This window comes from Pseudomonas sp. MAG002Y (assembly GCF_019400845.1).
GTDB lineage: Bacteria > Pseudomonadota > Gammaproteobacteria > Pseudomonadales > Pseudomonadaceae > Chryseomonas > Chryseomonas luteola.
Genome location: NZ_WOEJ01000002.1, coordinates 122,569 through 141,090, shown reverse-complemented (window position 1 = coordinate 141,090; position 18,522 = coordinate 122,569). Strand labels below are relative to the sequence as shown.

Annotated in this window: 20 protein-coding genes; 4 read left to right on the top strand and 16 right to left on the bottom strand. The window is 58.4% G+C overall.

What is annotated here, in order from left to right:
* The first annotated feature begins 204 nt into the window (after positions 1-204).
* Positions 205-414, top strand: a complete 210-nt coding sequence (locus GM154_RS03630) for a cold-shock protein (RefSeq protein WP_010795833.1) — start codon at positions 205-207, stop codon at positions 412-414.
* A 116-nt stretch (positions 415-530) separates the two neighbouring features.
* On the opposite strand, the gene GM154_RS03625 is transcribed toward GM154_RS03630, so the two are convergent.
* Together GM154_RS03625 and GM154_RS03620 are read right to left on the bottom strand one after the other, a co-directional pair.
* Entirely contained in the window at positions 531-881 is a 351-nt protein-coding gene (locus tag GM154_RS03625) for a DUF3509 domain-containing protein (protein WP_010795835.1), read from the bottom strand.
* Between the two features lie 80 nt (positions 882-961).
* The gene (locus GM154_RS03620; RefSeq protein ID WP_010795836.1) at positions 962-1,180 is read right to left on the bottom strand and encodes a cold-shock protein; all 219 of its coding nucleotides are present in this window, start codon (positions 1,178-1,180) and stop codon (positions 962-964) included.
* A 348-nt stretch (positions 1,181-1,528) separates the two neighbouring features.
* On the opposite strand from GM154_RS03620, the gene GM154_RS03615 reads away from it, so the two are divergent.
* Together GM154_RS03615 and GM154_RS03610 are read left to right on the top strand one after the other, a co-directional pair.
* On the top strand, positions 1,529-2,146 hold the full coding sequence (locus tag GM154_RS03615) for a hemolysin III family protein (RefSeq protein WP_197872567.1): 618 nt from the start codon (positions 1,529-1,531) through the stop codon (positions 2,144-2,146).
* A gap of 252 nt (positions 2,147-2,398) precedes the next feature.
* Positions 2,399-6,541 carry a CheR family methyltransferase gene (locus GM154_RS03610; protein ID WP_219651028.1) on the top strand — a complete coding sequence of 1,381 codons (4,143 nt, stop codon included), beginning with the start codon at positions 2,399-2,401 and terminating at the stop codon, positions 6,539-6,541.
* 82 nt (positions 6,542-6,623) lie between these two features.
* On the opposite strand, the gene GM154_RS03605 is transcribed toward GM154_RS03610, so the two are convergent.
* The 14 genes from GM154_RS03605 to GM154_RS03540 form a co-directional block, all read right to left on the bottom strand.
* A complete protein-coding gene (locus tag GM154_RS03605) occupies positions 6,624-6,839 on the bottom strand; it encodes a molybdopterin-binding protein (protein WP_219651027.1) in 216 nt (71 codons plus the stop codon).
* Positions 6,840-6,858: 19 nt separating this feature from the next.
* Positions 6,859-7,662 carry an aliphatic sulfonates ABC transporter ATP-binding protein gene (ssuB, locus tag GM154_RS03600; RefSeq protein ID WP_219651026.1) on the bottom strand — a complete coding sequence of 268 codons (804 nt, stop codon included), beginning with the start codon at positions 7,660-7,662 and terminating at the stop codon, positions 6,859-6,861.
* Positions 7,659-8,450, bottom strand: a complete 792-nt coding sequence (gene ssuC / locus GM154_RS03595) for an aliphatic sulfonate ABC transporter permease SsuC (RefSeq protein WP_219651025.1) — start codon at positions 8,448-8,450, stop codon at positions 7,659-7,661. The genes ssuB and ssuC overlap by 4 nt, the downstream gene beginning before the upstream one ends.
* A 9-nt stretch (positions 8,451-8,459) precedes the next feature.
* Positions 8,460-9,623, bottom strand: coding sequence for an FMNH2-dependent alkanesulfonate monooxygenase (ssuD, locus tag GM154_RS03590; protein WP_219651024.1), 1,164 nt, complete (start codon positions 9,621-9,623; stop codon positions 8,460-8,462).
* Positions 9,624-9,691: 68 nt separating this feature from the next.
* Positions 9,692-9,832 carry a hypothetical protein gene (locus tag GM154_RS03585; RefSeq protein ID WP_219651023.1) on the bottom strand — a complete coding sequence of 47 codons (141 nt, stop codon included), beginning with the start codon at positions 9,830-9,832 and terminating at the stop codon, positions 9,692-9,694.
* Positions 9,829-10,818 (bottom strand): aliphatic sulfonate ABC transporter substrate-binding protein, encoded by a 990-nt coding sequence (locus GM154_RS03580; RefSeq protein WP_219651022.1) that lies wholly within the window; start codon positions 10,816-10,818, stop codon positions 9,829-9,831. The genes GM154_RS03585 and GM154_RS03580 overlap by 4 nt, the downstream gene beginning before the upstream one ends.
* Positions 10,815-11,789: a sulfonate ABC transporter substrate-binding protein gene (locus GM154_RS03575; RefSeq protein ID WP_219651021.1), complete on the bottom strand. Its 975-nt coding sequence runs from the start codon at positions 11,787-11,789 to the stop codon at positions 10,815-10,817. The genes GM154_RS03580 and GM154_RS03575 overlap by 4 nt, the downstream gene beginning before the upstream one ends.
* A 95-nt stretch (positions 11,790-11,884) precedes the next feature.
* Positions 11,885-12,469 (bottom strand): NADPH-dependent FMN reductase, encoded by a 585-nt coding sequence (gene ssuE, locus GM154_RS03570; RefSeq protein WP_219651020.1) that lies wholly within the window; start codon positions 12,467-12,469, stop codon positions 11,885-11,887.
* 230 nt (positions 12,470-12,699) lie between these two features.
* Positions 12,700-13,716, bottom strand: coding sequence for a TRAP transporter substrate-binding protein (locus tag GM154_RS03565; protein WP_219651019.1), 1,017 nt, complete (start codon positions 13,714-13,716; stop codon positions 12,700-12,702).
* Between the two features lie 63 nt (positions 13,717-13,779).
* A complete protein-coding gene (locus GM154_RS03560) occupies positions 13,780-15,057 on the bottom strand; it encodes a TRAP transporter large permease (RefSeq protein WP_219651018.1) in 1,278 nt (425 codons plus the stop codon).
* A 65-nt stretch (positions 15,058-15,122) separates the two neighbouring features.
* Positions 15,123-16,259 carry a gluconokinase, GntK/IdnK-type gene (locus tag GM154_RS03555; RefSeq protein WP_219651017.1) on the bottom strand — a complete coding sequence of 379 codons (1,137 nt, stop codon included), beginning with the start codon at positions 16,257-16,259 and terminating at the stop codon, positions 15,123-15,125.
* Between the two features lie 174 nt (positions 16,260-16,433).
* A complete protein-coding gene (locus GM154_RS03550) occupies positions 16,434-16,862 on the bottom strand; it encodes a VOC family protein (RefSeq protein ID WP_019367358.1) in 429 nt (142 codons plus the stop codon).
* Positions 16,862-17,245, bottom strand: a complete 384-nt coding sequence (locus GM154_RS03545; protein WP_219651016.1) for a DUF3140 domain-containing protein — start codon at positions 17,243-17,245, stop codon at positions 16,862-16,864. Before GM154_RS03545 ends, GM154_RS03550 begins: the two co-directional genes overlap by 1 nt.
* A complete protein-coding gene (locus tag GM154_RS03540) occupies positions 17,245-17,760 on the bottom strand; it encodes a Rho termination factor N-terminal domain-containing protein (protein WP_219651015.1) in 516 nt (171 codons plus the stop codon). The genes GM154_RS03545 and GM154_RS03540 overlap by 1 nt, the downstream gene beginning before the upstream one ends.
* A 118-nt stretch (positions 17,761-17,878) precedes the next feature.
* Here GM154_RS03540 and GM154_RS03535 point away from each other — a divergent pair, with 118 nt between their 5' ends.
* Positions 17,879-18,409, top strand: a complete 531-nt coding sequence (locus tag GM154_RS03535) for a GNAT family N-acetyltransferase (RefSeq protein ID WP_162842006.1) — start codon at positions 17,879-17,881, stop codon at positions 18,407-18,409.
* Positions 18,410-18,522 lie beyond the last annotated feature (113 nt).

The following is an 18,522-nucleotide window of genomic DNA, read 5'->3' as shown; positions in this document are numbered from 1 at the left end:
GAAAAATAATCGAGAAAATAAAAATAAAGGTATACAAGAGCTGAAAAAAGCGTATTGTGATCTCACTGCTTTGCAACTGCTACTTCGATACCTGGCTTGATGTTCTGTTTTTCGTTTCATCTCCTCGGCTCGTTTTACTTTCGCACCTCAGTCTCGGCCTGAATGTTTCAGCGCCGCAGCCTTATTTTACCCTGGAGATACATCATGTCTGGTCGTCAAAATGGCACCGTCAAATGGTTCAACGATGAAAAAGGTTTTGGTTTTATCACTCCTGAGAGTGGTCCGGACCTGTTCGTCCACTACCGCTCGATCGAAAGTTCAGGCTTCAAGAGCCTGAGTGAAGGTCAAGCAGTGTCCTTCGTGGCCGTCAAAGGTCAGAAAGGCATGCAAGCTGATCAGGTTCAAGTCGCTTAAGACACCTGATCCAAAAAAGCCCCGCACTGCGGGGCTTTTTTATTGCCTTGGAAAATAGCCTGCCAACCGATTCGCCCAAGGCATACCCCGTGGGCATGCCTGCACCTGGACAATGATCAGGTAGGCACGGGCCCATCCGGTGATATAAACGGCTTTGTAAAACCCGGTGCCAAAGGTGCCAATGCCCACTCACTGCGGAATCGGCTGAGGTACACCATGTTGCTGCGGGTGGCGGCTTTTCGGTTCATTTTCCCAGCCATAACCGCGAGCTGCGTCTTGATACCATCAATAACCGTATGTAACCGCTCCTGATCATCCAGATCGGCTGCGGAAATCACACGTATGGCCACTACATCCTTGTTTTGCGTTGAAAACGTTAGCGTCAGACTGCCGTCAGGTCGAACGGCTGAAATGACGGGCCGGTTAACCTCAAAGGAGGATGACAGGGTCTTGAGATACGCCTTCATGTGAAACACCTCGCCGAGCAGAATGGTAGATATTGGCAGCCAGCGCTGCGTTTATGGCTCCACAAGCCAGTGCGAGGCACCTAGAGTGCCTCGACATGTTCAGCCTGCATGCCCTTCCCTAATTTGCCTTCAGCGGCAATGTAGGAAACCGGCTGGCCCGCGATCAGCTGCTTGACCGCATGACCACCGTTGACCGACTTGTGGTGCACAAACAATTCAGGCCCCTGGGCCTGAACAATGAAGCCATACCCTTTGACACGGTCGAACCATTTGACGGTACCGGTTTGACGATCAGACATGAAAGGCTCCTGGATAAGGTAGGCCGCAGGGAAACATCCCGTGCGAGCCGAGGCGGCAGTGATCCAAAGAGAGGCTGGGGTGTAGATAAAACACCCTCAAGGGGTCATGGCAGCATGATAGCAACGTAGTTACTTCACCATAGGCGCATTCGGCCTGGGGTGTGCGGCTATTTAGCTGTGCGGCGACGGGTGGGAATCCTTGCTCTGCCATGCGATCAAAGCGACAAACTGCTCAGCACAGCGGCAGGCCTGATTGAGCACGTCTAGAAAGCCCATGCCAGACGGGTTCTTGTCGCTGATGCAGGCGCGGTACTGATATGAACCGAAGGCATTCAGCCTGGGAGAACTATGTACTACGGAGAGCGATTCAACGCCTGGACGCACCTGATCGGCGCAGCCCTGGCGTTCATGGGTGCGGTATGGCTACTGGTACGGGCCAGCCTGGACGGCTCACCAACCAAGGTCATCAGCATCATTATCTATGGCGTCACGCTGGTGCTGCTCTATAGCGCCTCGACGATTTACCACAGTGTGCAGGGCCGTGCGAAAACCGTCATGCGCAAGGTGGATCATCTCTCCATCTACCTGTTGATTGCTGGCAGCTACACGCCTTTCTGCCTGGTGACACTGAAAGGCCCCTGGGGCTGGACGCTGTTCGCTATCGTCTGGGGGCTGGCGGCCATCGGCATGCTGCAGGAGATCAAACCCCGTTCAGAGGCCCGCGTTCTGTCCGTTGTAATTTATGCCGTGATGGGCTGGATCGTTCTGGTCGCGGTCAATCCATTGCTGGCGTCGCTGGGCGCGGCAGGCTTTACCTGGCTGGTCACAGGGGGTTGCCTTTATACACTAGGGATCGTTTTCTTCGCGTTCGATCACCGTTTTCGCCACTGGCATGGCATCTGGCACTTATTCGTCATGGGGGGCAGCCTGCTGCACTTTATTACCATCGCCCTGTATGTGGTGTGATACCTTCAATTCAGTAGTATTCAGCGAACACAGGTATCAGGCCGGAGTCAGGCCACTCGTCTGTTACTGAAAAAGACCTGAATCAGGCGCTATGCTTGAAGGCCTTTGCTCACCGCATTGTTTCTAATTTTTGAGCGCTGTCTTGGACCATATAAAAGCTTTAACAGGTTTGCCTGACAGTACTCCTGCGCAAGGCTTGTTACTTACATTTCGCCTCACCTATAGGCGAGTCGCTGGATCGTACGGGGTTATATGAACACTACTACCCAACCATCGGTTCCTGATAATCAGAAGAACCTGACTCGCAGCACTATTGATTTTCCGGTGGTAGGTATCGGCGCCTCGGCAGGCGGTTTGCAAGCCCTTCTGAAGTTCTTTGAACACATGCCCAGCGATAGCAACATGGCATTTGTAGTCATCATGCACCTGTCGCCCAAGCACACGAGCGCGGCTGACCGTATCCTGCAAAACGTAACCAAGATGCCGGTAAAGCAGGTCACAAGTCCTGTCCCAGTCGAGAAGAATCACGTTTATGTGATACCGCCGGGCCAGGATCTCAGCATGAACGACAGCTATCTGCGTCTAGGAGAGCCGCAGCGCACCCGTGGGGATCAGGTAACAATCGACTTGTTCTTTCGAACGCTGGCCGATGTTCACCGCACCAAGGCCATTGGCATCGTGCTATCGGGCGCCGGAGCAGACGGCTCGGTGGGGCTTGCCCGGGTAAAGGAGCAAGGCGGCATTACCTTTGCGCAGTCGCCACAGGATGCCGATTATGACTCGATGCCCACCAGCGCCATCTCTACCGGTGTGGTGGATATCGTCCTGCCTGTGGTTGAAATGCCGCCAAAGCTGCTGGAAATCGCTGCCAATCTGGTAAATATCCAGATACCGATTAACGATCCCCGTGAAGAGAACGAGCCGCAGATCGATCCTCAGATCAGGAATCGAACGAATCAGCTGGCCCTTCGGGATATCCTGACGCTGCTGCTAACGCGCACCGGCCATAACTTCAAGCAATACAAGACCGCCACCATATTGCGCCGTATCGAACGGCGCATGCAGGTCAACTCCATCCCGGACATGAGCAGTTATGCAACATTTCTGCATGATCATGTCGAGGAAACGCCCGCCCTGCTCAAAGACATGCTGATAGGCGTGACCAACTTTTTTCGGGATCGCGAAGCCTTCGAGGCGCTTGAGCGAGACATTATTCCCGACCTGTTCGAGCAGTTCGCTGCGGCAGAGAGCGAAGACGGTGAAATGCGGATATGGTCTGCTGCCTGTTCGACAGGTGAAGAAGCCTATTCCCTGGCCATGCTGTTCACCGAACAGGCTGAGCTAAGAGGCTCGCCTGCCAAAATCCAGGTGTTTGCAAGCGATATCGACAATCAGGCACTGGCCACAGGGCGTGCAGGCCTATACCCACAAGCCATTGTCACGGACGTTCCTCCGCCCCGTCTGCGCCAGCATTTTACGAAAGAGCAGATCCATTACCGGATCAAGAAAGAGCTTCGCGAGCGGGTGTTGTTTGCGGCGCATAACCTGTTGAGCGACCCCCCTTTTTCCCGGCTGGACCTGATCTGCTGCCGCAACCTGCTGATTTATCTGGACCGTGAAGTGCAGAGTGAAATCCTGCAAACGTTTCACTTTGCGTTGAAGCCAGGGGGCTATCTTTTTCTAGGCAGCTCCGAATCAGCCGACATGTGCAGCAACCTGTTTACGCCAGTCGATAAAAAGAACCGTATCTATCAGGCCAAAAACACGGCCGGGATCCTTCGGTCCCGCCCGGTACTGCAACTCAGCACAGGCTATCCAGCGGTACAATTGCCCCAACATCAGGGGAGCCGCAGCAAGAAGGTTTCTTTTGCCGAAGTGCATCGCCGGGTACTGGAGCAGTATGCGCCACCCAGCGTAATCGTCGATCACGAATCGAACATTGTGCACATGTCGGACCGTGCCGGGCGGTTCCTGCGCTATGTGGGCGGCGAGCCGTCTCACAGCTTGCCAACCCTGGTACTACCCGAACTGCGCGTTGAATTGCGGACTGCGCTCTTCCAGGCGATACAGTCCAATAAGAGCGTCGAGGCACGGCGGGTGCGAATCACCCGTGACGATCGGACGTATTACATCAACATGGTCGTGCGCCCCTTCCGCGACGATGAGGCCAACAGCGATTTCATGCTGGTGATCTTCGATGAAGTCGAGGATGTGATGAGCATGGAGTCCAGCACACCGCATACCGAAGCCAAGGACAGCGTACTCACCCAGCTCGAAGCGGAGCTGCACCGCACCAAGGAGCAGTTGCAGCTCACCATCGAGCACTCCGAAACCTCTACTGAAGAACTCAAGGCATCCAACGAGGAGCTTCAGGCCATCAATGAAGAGTTGCGGTCGGCCACCGAGGAGCTGGAGACCAGCAAGGAAGAGTTGCAGTCGATCAACGAAGAGTTGATTACTGTTAACGCTGAACTCAAGAGTAAAATTGAAGAGACCGGCAAGATCAATGACGATCTTCAGAACCTGATCACCTCGACGGATATCGCCACGGTATTCGTGGACCGTCGCATGCGTATCAAATGGTTCACGCCCCGAGCAACCGAGTTGTTCAATATCATCGCCAACGATGCCGGACGCTCCCTGCTCGATATCACGCATCGGCTGGATTACGACGAACTGGCTGAGGACGCGACCCGGGTCTTCGAATCCCTGCACCTGATCGAGCGTGAAATCTGCGCCTCGAATGGGCATTGGTATCTGGCCAGGATGCTGCCCTACCGCACGGCGGATGACCGAATAGAAGGCGCGGTACTCACCTTTATTGATATAACCGGGCGACGTGAAGCTGAAGAGCAGGTACGCGCCAGCGAAAACCATATGAAGCTGGTGGCACAAAGCGTCAGTGACTACGCCATCATCACCATGGATCAAAACGGACTCATCACCACCTGGAACCATGGCGCCGAAATCATGTTCGGGTATTCCGAGGCGGAGGTGGCCGGGCACTGCATCGAGACCATCTTCACGCCTGAAGAGCGGGCCAAGGGCATACACCTTGAGGAACTTAGAATTGCCCGGGAGAAAGGCCACTCCCTTGATAAACGCTGGCATCAGCGCAAGGATGGCAGCCGCTTGTATTGCAGTGGTGTCACCTACCCTATGCAAGATACCGAGCTACGCGGCTATGCCAAGATCGCCCAGGACACCACAGAAGAGTATCAGCGTGCCTGCGAGAAGGACGATCAACTGGTCCGATCGGAAACCAGCAGCCAGCTCAAGGACGAGTTTTTTGCCGTCATGTCCCATGAGCTGAAGCATCCGTTGAATTTGATTCAGTTGAACGTTGAGTTGATTGCTCGCGCGCCCTCGGTTCGTGCCTCCGCCGCCACGCTGCGCGCCGCCGAAACGATCCAGCGCTCGGTACGCAGTCAGGCCCAGATCATCGACGATCTGCTCGATTTCTCACGTGTGCGAACCGGTAAGCTCAAGCTCGATCGCACGATAGTGGATGTTGTCAGCCTGCTGCAGGAAATTGCCAATGTCCTGCGGCCTACGGCAGTTGCCGAGTCTATCCGCCTGGAGGGTCCCAATGTGTCCGAGCAGCCCTTGCTGATCGAGGCGGACCGCACCCGGATGGAACAGATCGTATGGAATCTGCTTAACAACGCAGTGAAGTTCACGCCTGCTGGCGGCACCGTTACGCTCCGCCTGAGCGAAGACGGCGACAGCGTCCGGCTGGATGTCATCGATACCGGACAAGGCATCGCGCCTGAGTTTCTACCCAAGGTATTCGACATGTTTGGCCAGGCTGAAATGCACAATACGGCGCGCGCCCGGCATGGCCTGGGCATTGGCCTGGCCCTGGTAAAGCAGTTGGTCGAGGCTCATAACGGCCGGATTGAAGCCGAATCGGCCGGCGTGGGCCAAGGCTCACGCTTTACGGTCTGGATACCGAAATGCAGCCACAACGAGGCAACTGGCGAGTGTATCGACACCTGCTCGGAGGCGGGACAACTGCAGGGGCTCAAGCTGCTGCTGGTGGATGATTCCGAAGATATTGTCGAAACCATGCAGATGCTGCTTGAAAGCGAAGGGGCCGAGGTTACACCGGCCTGCAGCGGTGAGCAGGGACTGGCACTTGCCAAAGAGCATGTGTTCGATCTGATCCTGTCGGATATTGGCATGCCGGGCATGGATGGACACGAGCTGATGATCGCGTTGCGTCAGGACAGTCTCAATCAGCAGACGCCAGCGATTGCCTTGACGGGTTACGGCAGCAAGACGGACATCGACAAGGCCATGCAGGCGGGTTTCGACGCTCATTTAAGCAAGCCCATCCAGTTCGATACGCTTATCCAGCACACGCTTGAAACGGTCAATCGGCGTCGGTCTTAAAAAGAGCCCGCCTTGCGGCGGGCTAAAGGTGCCTTATAGGGGAATAACTACAGGCAGCGTGACGTGGGTGACCGCGTGGCAATCAGAGTTTGGCGATCGAGACCTCCGTGGACTTCACGAAGGCAATCACCTCGCTGCCGACCGCCAGTTCCAGCTCCTTGACCGAGCGCGTGGTGATCACGGAGGTAACGATCCCGGCAGCGGTTTGTACGTCGATTTCAGAAAGCACCGACCCTTCGATGATTTCCTTGATGGTGCCTTTGAACTGGTTACGAACGTTGATGGCTTTGATGGTCATGGTTGTGCTCCTCAAGTGATCAAAGTGCCCAGCGCAGTTGCGTGGGACGGTAGTCGGTGTCGTGATGGTCGGGCAGTGAAGGTTGGGCCAGTACGCGGGCCAGCACTTCGGCCTCCAGTGCGGCAAGCCCGGCCGAGCCGCGGTTGCGCGGACGCGGCAGATTGATGTTGAGGTCCAGGCCGACCCGGCCCTCCTCGATCAGCAGGACGCGATCCGCCATGGCTACGGCTTCGCCAACGTCGTGCGTGACCAGCAGAACGGTGAATCCATGCTGCTGCCAGAGACGTTCGATCAACTGCTGCATCTCGATGCGGGTCAGGGCGTCCAGCGCACCCAAGGGCTCATCCAGCAGCAACAGGCGCGGCTCATGAATCAGAGCCCGCGCCAGGGCCACACGCTGTTTCTGTCCACCCGACAACGCAGCCGGCCATTCATGGGCCCGCTCAGCCAGCCCCACGGCGTCCAGCGCCTCTAGCGCCTTCTGCCGCCAATGGCCTTTGAGGCCCAGGCCGACGTTATCGATGATGCGTTTCCAGGGCAGCAGGCGGGCATCCTGAAACATGAGACGGGTCGCGTCCTGATGCCGGGCAAGCGGCTCCTTGCCCGCCAGCAGTTGCCCGCCAGTCGGCTTATCCAGCCCGGCCACCAGCCGCAGCAAGGTGCTCTTGCCGCAACCGCTGCGCCCCACCACGGCCACGAACTGACCGGAGGGAATCGTCAGGTCGATGCCCTGAAGAACGTCGCGCTCACCGAACCGCTTGCCGACCCCTTCCAGGGTCAGGGCTGTTCCCCGCTTGTAAGGAAGACTGTGCAAAGCCGTCATGCTGCACCTCCTTTTTTCTGATAGGCCGGATGCCAGCGCAGCCATGCACGCTCAAGGCCGCGGGCCGCAAGATCCGCCAGCTTGCCGAGGACGGCATACAGCACGATCGCCAGAACCACGATGTCGGTTTGCAGGAATTCACGGGCGTTCATGGCGAGGTAACCGATGCCGGAACTGGCCGAGATGGTCTCCGCCACGATCAGGGTCAGCCACATTAGGCCCAGGGCGAAGCGCACGCCCACCAGGATCGACGGCAGCGCCCCGGGCAACACGACCTGCGTGAACAATCGATAGCCAGAGAGCCCGTAACTGCGCGCCATTTCCACCAGAGCCGGATCAACGTTGCGAATGCCATGATAGGTATTGAGGTAGATCGGGAAAAACGTACCCAGGGCGACCAGGAAGATCTTGGCCGACTCGTCGATCCCGAACCACAGGATGACCAGTGGGATCAGCGCCAGGTGCGGTACGTTGCGGACCATCTGCACGGAGCTGTCGAGCAAACGCTCGCCCCAGGTCGAAAGCCCTGTGATAAAGCCCAGGAGCAGGCCGATACTACCTCCGATAGCAAAGCCGATACTGGCGCGCCAGCTGCTGATGGCGAGGTGTTGCCAGAGTTCGCCACTGCGCACCAGGCTCCAGCCTGCTTCCAGTACTGCACTGGGTGCCGGCAGGATACGGCTGGACAAGAGGCCGGTTTCCACGGCCACCTGCCACCCGGTCAGGAGCAGCACGGGCAGCACCCAGGGCGCTACGCGTTGCAGGGAGGTGTTGATCGTATGATTCATACCGCCTCCTCAGCTCTGCGCGGCATACTTCGTGGTTGAGGATGGCACGATGTCGTTGGCCACGATCTCGCCGAAGGGGCTGATGTTATTGGCACCCGCCGGCTGCTCGGGCCGGCTGAGCGGCAGGTGCGGGAACAGGAGTTCGGCCACGCGATAGGACTCCTCCAGGTGCGGATAGCCGGACAGGATGAAGGTATCGATACCCAGTTCAGCATATTCCTTCATCCGCTGGGCCACCGTAGGGCCGTCACCGACCAGGGCAGTCCCCGCCCCGCCGCGCACAAGCCCTACACCGGCCCAGAGGTTAGGCGCGATTTCCAGCTTGTCGCGTCGTCCGCCGTGCAGCGCAGCCATGCGCTGCTGACCAACCGAATCGAACCGCGCAAACGAAGCCTGGGCCTTGGCGATGGTGGCATCATCCAGATTGGCGATGAGCCGGTCGGCCGCCTTCCAGGCCTCTTCGTTCGTCTCACGGACAATGACGTGCAGGCGAATCCCAAAGCGAACGGTACGGCCATGGCGAGCGGCCTTTTCACGTACAGACTCGATCTTCTCGCGCACCGCCTCAAGCGGTTCACCCCAGGTCAGGTACAGCTCGACCTGCTCGGCAGCCAGCTCCTGGGCAGGCTCGGAGGAGCCTCCAAAGTACAGTGGCGGACGCGGCTGTTGCAGCGGCGGATAAAGCAGCTTGGCGCCCTTGACCTTGATGTGCTTGCCGTCAAAGTCGACCGTCTCGCCTTCCAGCACGCGACGCCAGATATGGGCGAACTCTTCCGAGGCCTCGTAACGCTCCTCATGGCTCAGGAACAACCCGTCCCCGGCCAGTTCTTCCGGGTCGCCGCCGGTCACGAGGTTGAACAATGCCCGCCCGCCGGACAGGCGATCGAGCGTAGCGGCCTGACGAGCAGCAACGGTGGGTGAAATGATGCCGGGGCGCAGCGCTACCAGAAATTTGAGTCGCTGGGTCACAGGGATCAGCGAGGCCGCCACCAGCCAGGAGTCCTCGCAGCTGCGGCCGGTAGGAATCAGTACGCCGCCAAACCCGAGCCGATCCGCCGCCTGGGCGATCTGTTGCAGGTAGCCGTGGTCAACGGCGCGGGCGCCCTCTGCTGTGCCGAGGTAATGGCCGTCGCCGTGCGTTGGTAGAAACCAGAAAACGTTGAGATTGCTCATGTACAGTGCTCCGTCAGATGGAAATCTGGGTCAATTCGAATGTGGGCTTCAGGGTGCTTTTAGCGGCATCAGCCGTGGGCACCAGGGGCAAGGGCTGCACATGGGCGTCGACAAAGGCACACCATGACGCGTGCCATCGCCCGATCCATCCCATTCAGGTAGCGCTCGACCAGACGGCTGGCGATCGTAGGCAGGGGCTTGGTATTCATGGCGTCACCTCGGTGTTGGTTTGGCGTTGCGCAGTAACCGGTACGGCGGGCGTCGCAACGTCGGCCACGCGTATCGGCTTGGGAATCAGGCGGTTCTGGTAGAACAGGTCAGCGGTTTGCTGCTGGTTTTCGATGTCCCTGGCAGTAATCGGGCTGATGGGCGAATCCGGACGGTGGCTGAAATAGGAGGCCACCACGTCCTGCGGCAGTCCCAGCTGGCGCGTCATGATTTCGATACTGCCTTCGGGATTGGCCCGCGTGAGCGCCTCGGCCTGGTTCAGCGCATTGAAGATCTGCGGGATAAGGTCTGGATTGCGCTCGGCAAACGGACGGGCCGCCAAGTAGAAGGAGCCTGAGTTGGAAAGCCCGTTACGACCATCGGTCAGCACACGCACCTGACCGGTTAATAGCGCCGCCGAATAGAAGGGATCCCAGATGGCCCAGGCGTCCACGTTGCCCTGATCGAAGGCTGCACGGGCATCGGCAGGCGGCAGGTAGACCGGCTGGATATCGGTGTAGTTGAGGCCTGCCTGATTAAGCGCTCGAAGCAGCAGCGCATGGGAGCTGGAGCCTTTCTGGAAGGCTACCTTTTTCCCCTTGAGATCCGCCAGGGTGTGGATCGGGCTGTCCTTGCTCACCAGAATGACTTCGGCCAACGGCTTGGCGGGCTCGGTGCCAACATAGAGCAGATCGGCTCCGGCAGCCTGGGCAAAGATCGGCGGGATATCACCTGTCGCACCCAAATCGATGCTGCCTGCGTTCAGGGCTTCGAGCAGCTGCGGCCCGGCCGGAAACTCCACATAACGAACCTGCGTGTTCGGGAAGCGCGTCTCCAGGAAGCGCTTCTCCCGCGCCACCACCAGATTCACGGCACTCTTCTGATAACCGATGCGCAACTCGGCGGGATCGGCCGAGGCGGTCTGGAACGCGAACGCTGCCAGCGTGCCGAGCAGGATCAGGCTGCGGGTCAGGAAAGCAGGCTTCATGGTTTTACCTCCGCGCGCTGGGCAAGGTTGGCAGGCGGTGTCCAGATCACGTCACGAACCGCCAGCGTTTTGGGAATCAGACGGATCTGCGTAAAGGCATCAGCAATTTTCTGCTGCGCGGTTACCACCTCAGGGGAGATGAACTGGGCTCCGTAGCCCTGCCGCGCCACGACCGTACGGGCAATGTCTTCCGGCAAGCCGAGCAGCGGCGCGACCTGCTTGGAGACCTCCTCAGGATTGGCCTTTGCCCACTCCCCTACCGAGCGAACCTCGTCGACCAGCGTGGCAATGACTTGCGGGTGCTGTTGGGCGTAAGGGCGTGTTGAGAGATAGAACTGGTGGTTGTCGACCAGCCCGGTACCGTCGGTAAGCGTGCGCGCCTGAAGCTGTTTTTCCGCAGCCGCCTGATACGGGTCCCAAATAACCCAGGCATCGGCACTGCCGCGCTCAAAAGCGGCACGGGCATCAGCCGGAGGCAGGTAGATTGGTTGGATGTCGCTGTATTTCAGGCCTGCCATTTCCAGCGCGCGAACCAGCAGGTAATGAACGTTGGAGCCCTTGTTCAGAACGATCTTTGTGCCCTTGAGATCGGCCAGCGCCTGGATGGAAGAATCCTTAGGCACCAGGATCGCTTCGCTGGTCGGCGCGGGCGGCTCATGGGCGACATATACGAGGTCAGCACCCGCCGCCTGAGCGAAAACGGGTGGGGTTTCACCAGTAACACCAAAGTCGATGCTGCCAACATTCAGCCCTTCCAGTAATTGAGGGCCGCCGGGAAATTCAGTCCATTGCACGGTAACGCCCTGCTCGGCCAGGCGCTTTTCCAGCGTGCCACGGGCCTTGAGCAGCACCAGCGTGCCGTATTTCTGATAGCCGACCCGTAAGGTTTCGGCGGCTTGAACGGTGGCATCGAGTGACAGGGCCAGCAGCAGCGCGGCAACCCATCCTCGATGCAAGGGTTTGACGCGCATCGCGTGCTCCTTGGCTTCGAGTGGTGTCCTGCCTGCTGCCCCGTTGTCGGGTCAGTAAGGTCGGTAATCTGTTCTCCCGTGGGGGAGTGGTTACATCAGATGCTCCAGCGTGCCTGTGTCAGCTGCGCTGTCAAAACATGTGGCTCGACCGGCTTCGGTCGACGGGCCAGTGCGGCTAGAAAAAGCTCCAGTGACTCGTCCAAACGCTCCGCCAGTGCAGATGAGAGCGGTGTTTCGCTTTCATAGCTGACCTGGCTGTCATCGGCGAACACGCCGGGCAGGATCTCCTGCGCCTTGAGCGCAGCCAGAACCGGCTTGAGTGCGTAGTCCACCGCCAACATGTGCGCAATGGAGCCGCCGGTTGCCAGCGGCAGCACTACCTTGTGGCTGAGTGCCCGCTCCGGCAGCAGATCGAGCACCGTCTTGAGTACCCCGGAAAACGAGGCCTTGTAGATCGGTGTGGACACCACAAGGCCGTCCGCATTGTGCACGTGCTCGACAAAGGCCTTGACCTGAGGGCTATCGAACCGCGCCTGGATCAAATCTTCAGGCGGGAAATCCTGGATGCGCCAGGAGGCTACCTCGACCCCATGTGCGTTCAGCCATTGCCGGGCCTCGCCGAGCAGTACGCTCGATCGGGATTTGGCCCCCGGGCTGCCCGCCAGCGAAACCACTAGCATGCCGTTCCCCTTCAACTGTCCTGTCAGGGTCGGTATGCCCTTCAGGTATGTAGCGAACCATAGCAAGCCTTAGCTTATACCTAAAAATCATTTTTATTCATTTACTTATAACTTTTTGTATATATGAAAAACCCCAGCGCGCGGGCCGGGGTTTTCTGGTGTTGTTAAGGCTTGCAAGCAGAGTGCGGAAGATTGGTACTGCACCCTCGATTTACAGGGTGAAGTGCCCCTTACTGCGGCGCTTTCTGGATTTCAGCCTGAACCTGATCGAACAGCGGCTTGCCCACGGTATCGATAACCGACTGGATGGCCGGCTGCGCCTTTTCACGCATGCGCTGGGTTTCCTCTGCACTTACCTGGTTGATCTGCATTCCGTGGGCCTTCAGCTCTTCCAGGGCTTTTTCGCCTTCGGCGCGTGTGTCCAGCCGCTCGGCATCACGTGCCTTTCTGGCTGCCTCCATCAGGATGTCCTGTTCGGTCTTGGACAGCCCATCCCACCAGCGCTTGGAGGCCATCATGATCCAGGGGCTATAGACGTGGTTGGTCACGGTCAGGTACTTCTGCACCTCATAAAACTTGGATGACAGAATCGTGTTGAACGGGTTTTCCTGCCCATCCACGGCCTTGGTTTCCAGGCCGGTAAAGAGTTCGGAGAACGGCAGCGGCACGGCATTGGCACCCAGCTGCTTGAAGGTATCCATGAAGACCGGGCTCTGCATCACCCGCACCTTGATGCCGGAGAAGTCTTCCAGCTTGTTTATCGGGCGAACGTTGTTAGTCATGTTGCGAAAGCCGTTTTCCCAGTAGACGAGGCCAACAAGGCCCTTATCCTGGAGCTTGTCCATGATCTGCTGGCCGACCGGCCCGTCGAGCACATAATCCGCCTGCTTTGCATTGGAAAACAAAAAGGGCGTATCCCAGATCGCCATTTCCTTGGTGATGCCGACCAGGGTCGCGGTAGAGCCCACCATCATTTCCTGCGCGCCGCCAATCAACGCATTCTGCATCTGGGCATCCGGGCCCAGGCTACCGGCGCCAAAGGTGCGCACCTTGAGCTTGCCGCCTGACGCCTTGGCCACCTCCTCCGCAAACACCTTGGCGCCGCGTCCCTGGTTGCTGTCTTCGTTGAGGCCATAGCCGAAGCGGATCATGCGGGGACGAATATCATCGGCGGCCTGGGTTGTCAGGGCGGCCAGCGGACCACAGAGCACAGCCGTGGCCAGGGTTGCGAAGAGAAAGCGTTTCATGGGCGTTCCTTTTATTGTTGTTGATAAAGCCTGATGCCTGGGCTCTACAAGGGCCCAGGCCGTTCAATGCAACCACTTCAGCGGTACGGTAATGATCTCGGGAAAGATCACCAGCAGGACAACAATGGCGATATAGGTAAAGAAGAAGGGCAACACGCCCTGTACCAGCTTTTCCATACGGATGCGTCCGATCCCTCCGACCACGTTCAATACCGTGCCCACGGGTGGTGTAATCAGGCCGATCGAGCCGATCAGCACAAACATCACGCCAAAATAAACCGGGTTGACGCCCGCCTTGGCGGCAATGGGTGCCAGGACAGGCCCCAGGATCAGGATGGTGGGCGTAAGGTCCAGCACCATGCCGATGGCTACCATCAAGAGCATGATGGCGGCTACCAGCAGCTTGGGATTGTCGGCAATCGGTCCCAGCATGGCAGCGATTTCATCGGGGAGCTGGGCCAGTGTGACCATGTAGGCCGAAACGGTCGCGGCCGCACACAGGAACATCACCGAGGCCGTGGTGCGGCTGGACCGGGTCAGCACTTCAACCAGCGCGTTCCAGCTCAGCTCCCGGTACAGCAGCGTTGAAACCAGTAGCGCATACACCGCCGCGACCACGGCTGCCTCGGTGGGTGTAAAGATACCGCCCCGCAGGCCACCTACAATGATCACCGGCAGCATCAGGGCGGCAATGCCGTCCACGATGGCATGACGGCGTTCCGCCCAGGAAGCCTTGGGCTGCGGCGGCTCGTGAATGCTTCGGGCGATCAATGTCCAGGTGATGATCAGCCCGGCTCCCATGATGAGCCCAGGAACCAGACCCGCCAGGAATAACTGGCTGATCGAGGTATTGGTTACAACGCCGTAAATCACAAAGGGCATCGACGGCGGAATGATCGGCGCAATAATGCCGCCCGCCGACACCAGTCCGCAGGAAGAGCTGAGCGGATAGCCGCGCTGACGCATCATGGGTAATAGCAGGGTTGCCAACGCCGCGGTATCGGCTAGGGCCGAACCCGACATGCTGGCCAGCAGCACCGAGGCGGCAATGGCAACGTAACCCAACCCGCCCTTCTTGTGGCCGACAAAGGCTTGGGCCATGGTGATGATGCGTCGGGAAATGCCGCCTGCGTTCATCAGCTCGCCAGCCAATATAAAGAACGGTACAGCCAGGAGCGGAAAGCTGTCGGCACCGGCCTGTAGGTTCTGGGCCAGCAGTTGCACATCCCAGAAGTCCAGGTACCACATCAGCACCGCGCCGGTCAGCAGAAGCGCAAACGCAATCGGCATCCCGAACGCCATGAAGCCCAACAGGGAGGAAAGAAAGACAGCAACGGTCATGATCAGCCCTTAAGGGAGGCAGTGCCTCGTAGTCTTGTTATTGGAATCGACTGATTACACCGGGCTCAGTCTGCCGTGACATTTGCCAGGGCCGGCGGCACCTCCCGCTCGGTACGCCAGGCATTAAGCAGTTGCACCAGTGCCAGCAGCGCGAGCGCAATCATGCTGACCAGTACCGGCAGCATGGCGATAGCCAACGGGTAGCCCACCACGGGGCTCGCGTTCTGCCAGCCAAACTGCATCTGATACCACGCGCCCCAGGCAGACAGGCCGCTGCCTGTGGCAATCAGCAAGGCGCTGACCGAATCGACAAGCCGCCGGGCAATGCGCGGAAACTTGTCACGGATCAGGGTAAAACTCATCAGCTCGCCGCGACGCATGCTGGACGCAACGCCAACAAAGATCAGCCAGACGAAGGCCAGCCGGGACAGCTCCTCGGCCCCGGCCCATCCGGAGCCGAACGCATAACGCAGCACCACATTGACAAAGACAGCACCCACCATGAAGGCCATCAGAATGGCCATCAAGCTGTCGGTGAGCTTATCGAAGCGCTGGGCCGTGCGGTTGTTATAGATCGGCTCGCTGGTCAGGGGCGGCTCGTTCCGCGGAGAAGGTGCATCGGGCATCTTTGAGGCTAGGCTGATCAAGGCAGCCATTTCGTTACTTGGAATTGGCGCATGCATCCAGGCGCTTACCTCCTGAACAACCGCATCGCTGGCCTTGGAGGCATCGACATACAACACCCCTGGCTCTCCTCTGGGAGATTCGAGGGTGTCGAACTGGCTCTTGACGAGTGACGTAGGCATGTAATGGCCAGAACGCTCTCCGACTCGCTGGAGCGCCGTTTCGTAATCGACCGATAGATACGCGAAACGCAGGCCGGGTACGGCATCACGCAGACGGTCCCGGTAGCTGCGACGCAGTGCCGAGCAGGACAGCACGAATCCCGTGCCATCCTGAACGGCCTTTTGCATCTCAAGCCGCAGGCAATCGAGCCACTCGATACGGTCGGCATCGGTCAATGGCGTACCGGCCTGCATGCGGGCCACGTTTTCAGCGGAATGGAAATGGTCGGCTTCGATATGACGAAAGCCAAGACAGCGGGCAACGCCCAGGCTCGTCTCGGTCTTCCCTGAACCGCTGACGCCCATGATGACAAGGGCCTGAGCGGGTGTAGCGGAGGTACTGACGGGTGAAGTCATCGCGCTCTCCAGAGCGCCTTTCGGTGCGCTCATTCTTATTTTTGTTTGATGTTAGCGCTAACATCACAATTGGGCAATGAGACTGAAAGGCCACCAGTCGAACGTGTCCCGTATAGACGTAACAAGATATTTCATGAACCGAGTGGGATGCCCTGCGCTAGAGCAATGGGCAGATCAGTAGTTTTCCCACAGCCCCGGCGTTGCCAGCTCAACCAAATGCCCATCAGGATCACGAAAGTACAGGCTCACTCCGCCCTTCGGCCATCGCACTTCACCTTCAATCACAATCCCGTGAGTCGCCAGATGATCACGCCACGGCTGTAGATATTCAGGAGCAATGGAAAAGGCGTAATGAAGTCTGCCTGAACCGTCATGGGGTGGAATGGTGCCGCCGGGAAGCTGAGCAGGCGTATCGGTCGTGCCCTGCTGGAAAAGCAGTAAAACGCTACCCGGTGCGGCGTCATAGGCCGCCACACGCTCATCATGAAACATGACGCTCAGGCCCAGCAGTTCCTCATAGAAACGGCGAGCCTTTTCCAGGTCAGCTACATAAAGACCGGTTTCCAGTACTGGACCAAGGGGCGGAGCGGTTGGAGATGTCATCAGCTGGCCTTTTGCTTCATGGGATCATGCCCCCAGTTCATCAGGGACTTGCGCCAGCGCGTATCACCTACCTCACCATCCGGGCGCTGCTTGATGTGCCGATGCACATAGCCGATGACCTTACGCATGGCCAGGTAGTCATCTTCGTTCAGCTCAGCCTGCCGCTTGCCTTTGATCTCGAGAATCCGCTCGCCCATCTCATGGCCAACCGCCTCGCCGTCAGCCTTTGCCTTGACCTTTTGGCCTTTGGCCGTCATGCCTACAGACTGGCTCTCCTCGCTCTGCAACCACTTGCGCAGCCGGGCAGGCGGCATGTTGACCACCTGTTTGAATTCACTGCGCAGTTCTTTCTTGTCCGCATCGGTAAGCGCTTTTGCTGTCATTATTCACCTGCCTGCTTGAGTGCATGAATCAGCTCGTCCTTTTTCATCCGCGAGCGCCCACGGACCTGATGGTGTGCTGCACGCGCCATCAGCTCGGTCTTGGTCATATCGGATAGGGCGGTCTTACGGGCAGACGCCGTCTTGCGGGCAACATCATCCGGTTGTTTGGAGTGCTGCTTGCCTCGACGAGTGTCGCGCCGCTTATTGGCAGTGCTGCGGGCATATTCGCTGTCGCTGATCTGCTCTCGTGCCTTTTTAGGCAGATAGCGCTCACCCGTCTCGGTGGACTTATCGCCGGACTTTGTCCCCCAGTCCTGCTCGGTCCATTGCTGGAGATGGTTATCGGGGCCCTTGCCGCCCTCATAACACCCACCCCGCTTCTGGTATTCCTGGCTCGCCAATTGCGCTTTTCGCGCCGACCACTGGCCGACACGACCACCCTTCGAGCCACGCGTCACATCCTCTTTAACACTGTTCCACAATTCCGGATCGGTCTTCCTGGCGGTAGCAGACATCTGTCTTTCTCCTCAGTAGAGTTTCGGACCCCTCGGAAATGGGGACCACCTATCGAGACGCTTGTTCTAGCCAGGCGACGGGGTGTATCAAGAAGGACGCTTCAAGAAGGACATGGTCATGCCGCTACCCTCGCTTCAAATCCGTGATGCCACCGAGTCGGATATTCCTGCTATCCAGGCCATTTATGCCCATCATGTTCTGCATGGAACGGCCACCTTCGAAGAAATTCCACCCGATGAAGCCGGCATGAAACGACGCCTGCGGACCCTTCAGGAAGCCTCCTTGCCGTTTCTGGTCGCCGAGCTGGATGGCATGGTACGAGGCTACTGCTATGCCAACTTCTATCACACGCGATCGGCCTATCGTTACACCCTGGAAGACACGGTTTATCTGGAGGAAGGCTGGCGTGGCCGCGGCCTGGGTAAAGCCCTGTTGAGTGCATTGCTTGAGCGCTGCGAAGCGGGAGGTTGGCGGCAGATGGTGGCGCTTATCGGCGACAGCAGCAATGCAGGCTCCATCGGGCTCCATCGCAGCCTGGGCTTTCGTCAGATAGGTATTCTGGAAAAGGTCGGCCTCAAGTTCGGCCAGTGGCATGATGTGGTGATGATGCAGAAAAATCTGGGTAAAGGCAGCAGCGATACACCGTAAGTCGGCTGTACAGAACTTCGGTTACTTCGGCTCCTCACAACAGGTACACCCACTCAGAGGAGACCTAGCATGGCCGATAAATCGCCAGTAGCACCAGAGCGCCAGGAAGCGGA

Bases quoted from the DNA above. Each gene is read 5' to 3' on its own strand.
- GM154_RS03630 (WP_010795833.1), top strand. From the start codon at position 205: ATGTCTGGTCGTCAAAATGGCACCGTCAAATGGTTCAACGATGAAAAA.
- GM154_RS03625 (WP_010795835.1), bottom strand. From the start codon at position 881: ATGAAGGCGTATCTCAAGACCCTGTCATCCTCCTTTGAGGTTAACCGG.
- GM154_RS03620 (WP_010795836.1), bottom strand. From the start codon at position 1,180: ATGTCTGATCGTCAAACCGGTACCGTCAAATGGTTCGACCGTGTCAAA.
- GM154_RS03615 (WP_197872567.1), top strand. From the start codon at position 1,529: ATGTACTACGGAGAGCGATTCAACGCCTGGACGCACCTGATCGGCGCA.
- GM154_RS03610 (WP_219651028.1), top strand. From the start codon at position 2,399: ATGAACACTACTACCCAACCATCGGTTCCTGATAATCAGAAGAACCTG.
- GM154_RS03605 (WP_219651027.1), bottom strand. From the start codon at position 6,839: ATGACCATCAAAGCCATCAACGTTCGTAACCAGTTCAAAGGCACCATC.
- ssuB (WP_219651026.1), bottom strand. From the start codon at position 7,662: ATGACGGCTTTGCACAGTCTTCCTTACAAGCGGGGAACAGCCCTGACC.
- ssuC (WP_219651025.1), bottom strand. From the start codon at position 8,450: ATGAATCATACGATCAACACCTCCCTGCAACGCGTAGCGCCCTGGGTG.
- ssuD (WP_219651024.1), bottom strand. From the start codon at position 9,623: ATGAGCAATCTCAACGTTTTCTGGTTTCTACCAACGCACGGCGACGGC.
- GM154_RS03585 (WP_219651023.1), bottom strand. From the start codon at position 9,832: ATGAATACCAAGCCCCTGCCTACGATCGCCAGCCGTCTGGTCGAGCGC.
- GM154_RS03580 (WP_219651022.1), bottom strand. From the start codon at position 10,818: ATGAAGCCTGCTTTCCTGACCCGCAGCCTGATCCTGCTCGGCACGCTG.
- GM154_RS03575 (WP_219651021.1), bottom strand. From the start codon at position 11,789: ATGCGCGTCAAACCCTTGCATCGAGGATGGGTTGCCGCGCTGCTGCTG.
- ssuE (WP_219651020.1), bottom strand. From the start codon at position 12,469: ATGCTAGTGGTTTCGCTGGCGGGCAGCCCGGGGGCCAAATCCCGATCG.
- GM154_RS03565 (WP_219651019.1), bottom strand. From the start codon at position 13,716: ATGAAACGCTTTCTCTTCGCAACCCTGGCCACGGCTGTGCTCTGTGGT.
- GM154_RS03560 (WP_219651018.1), bottom strand. From the start codon at position 15,057: ATGACCGTTGCTGTCTTTCTTTCCTCCCTGTTGGGCTTCATGGCGTTC.
- GM154_RS03555 (WP_219651017.1), bottom strand. From the start codon at position 16,259: ATGACTTCACCCGTCAGTACCTCCGCTACACCCGCTCAGGCCCTTGTC.
- GM154_RS03550 (WP_019367358.1), bottom strand. From the start codon at position 16,862: ATGACATCTCCAACCGCTCCGCCCCTTGGTCCAGTACTGGAAACCGGT.
- GM154_RS03545 (WP_219651016.1), bottom strand. From the start codon at position 17,245: ATGACAGCAAAAGCGCTTACCGATGCGGACAAGAAAGAACTGCGCAGT.
- GM154_RS03540 (WP_219651015.1), bottom strand. From the start codon at position 17,760: ATGTCTGCTACCGCCAGGAAGACCGATCCGGAATTGTGGAACAGTGTT.
- GM154_RS03535 (WP_162842006.1), top strand. From the start codon at position 17,879: ATGCCGCTACCCTCGCTTCAAATCCGTGATGCCACCGAGTCGGATATT.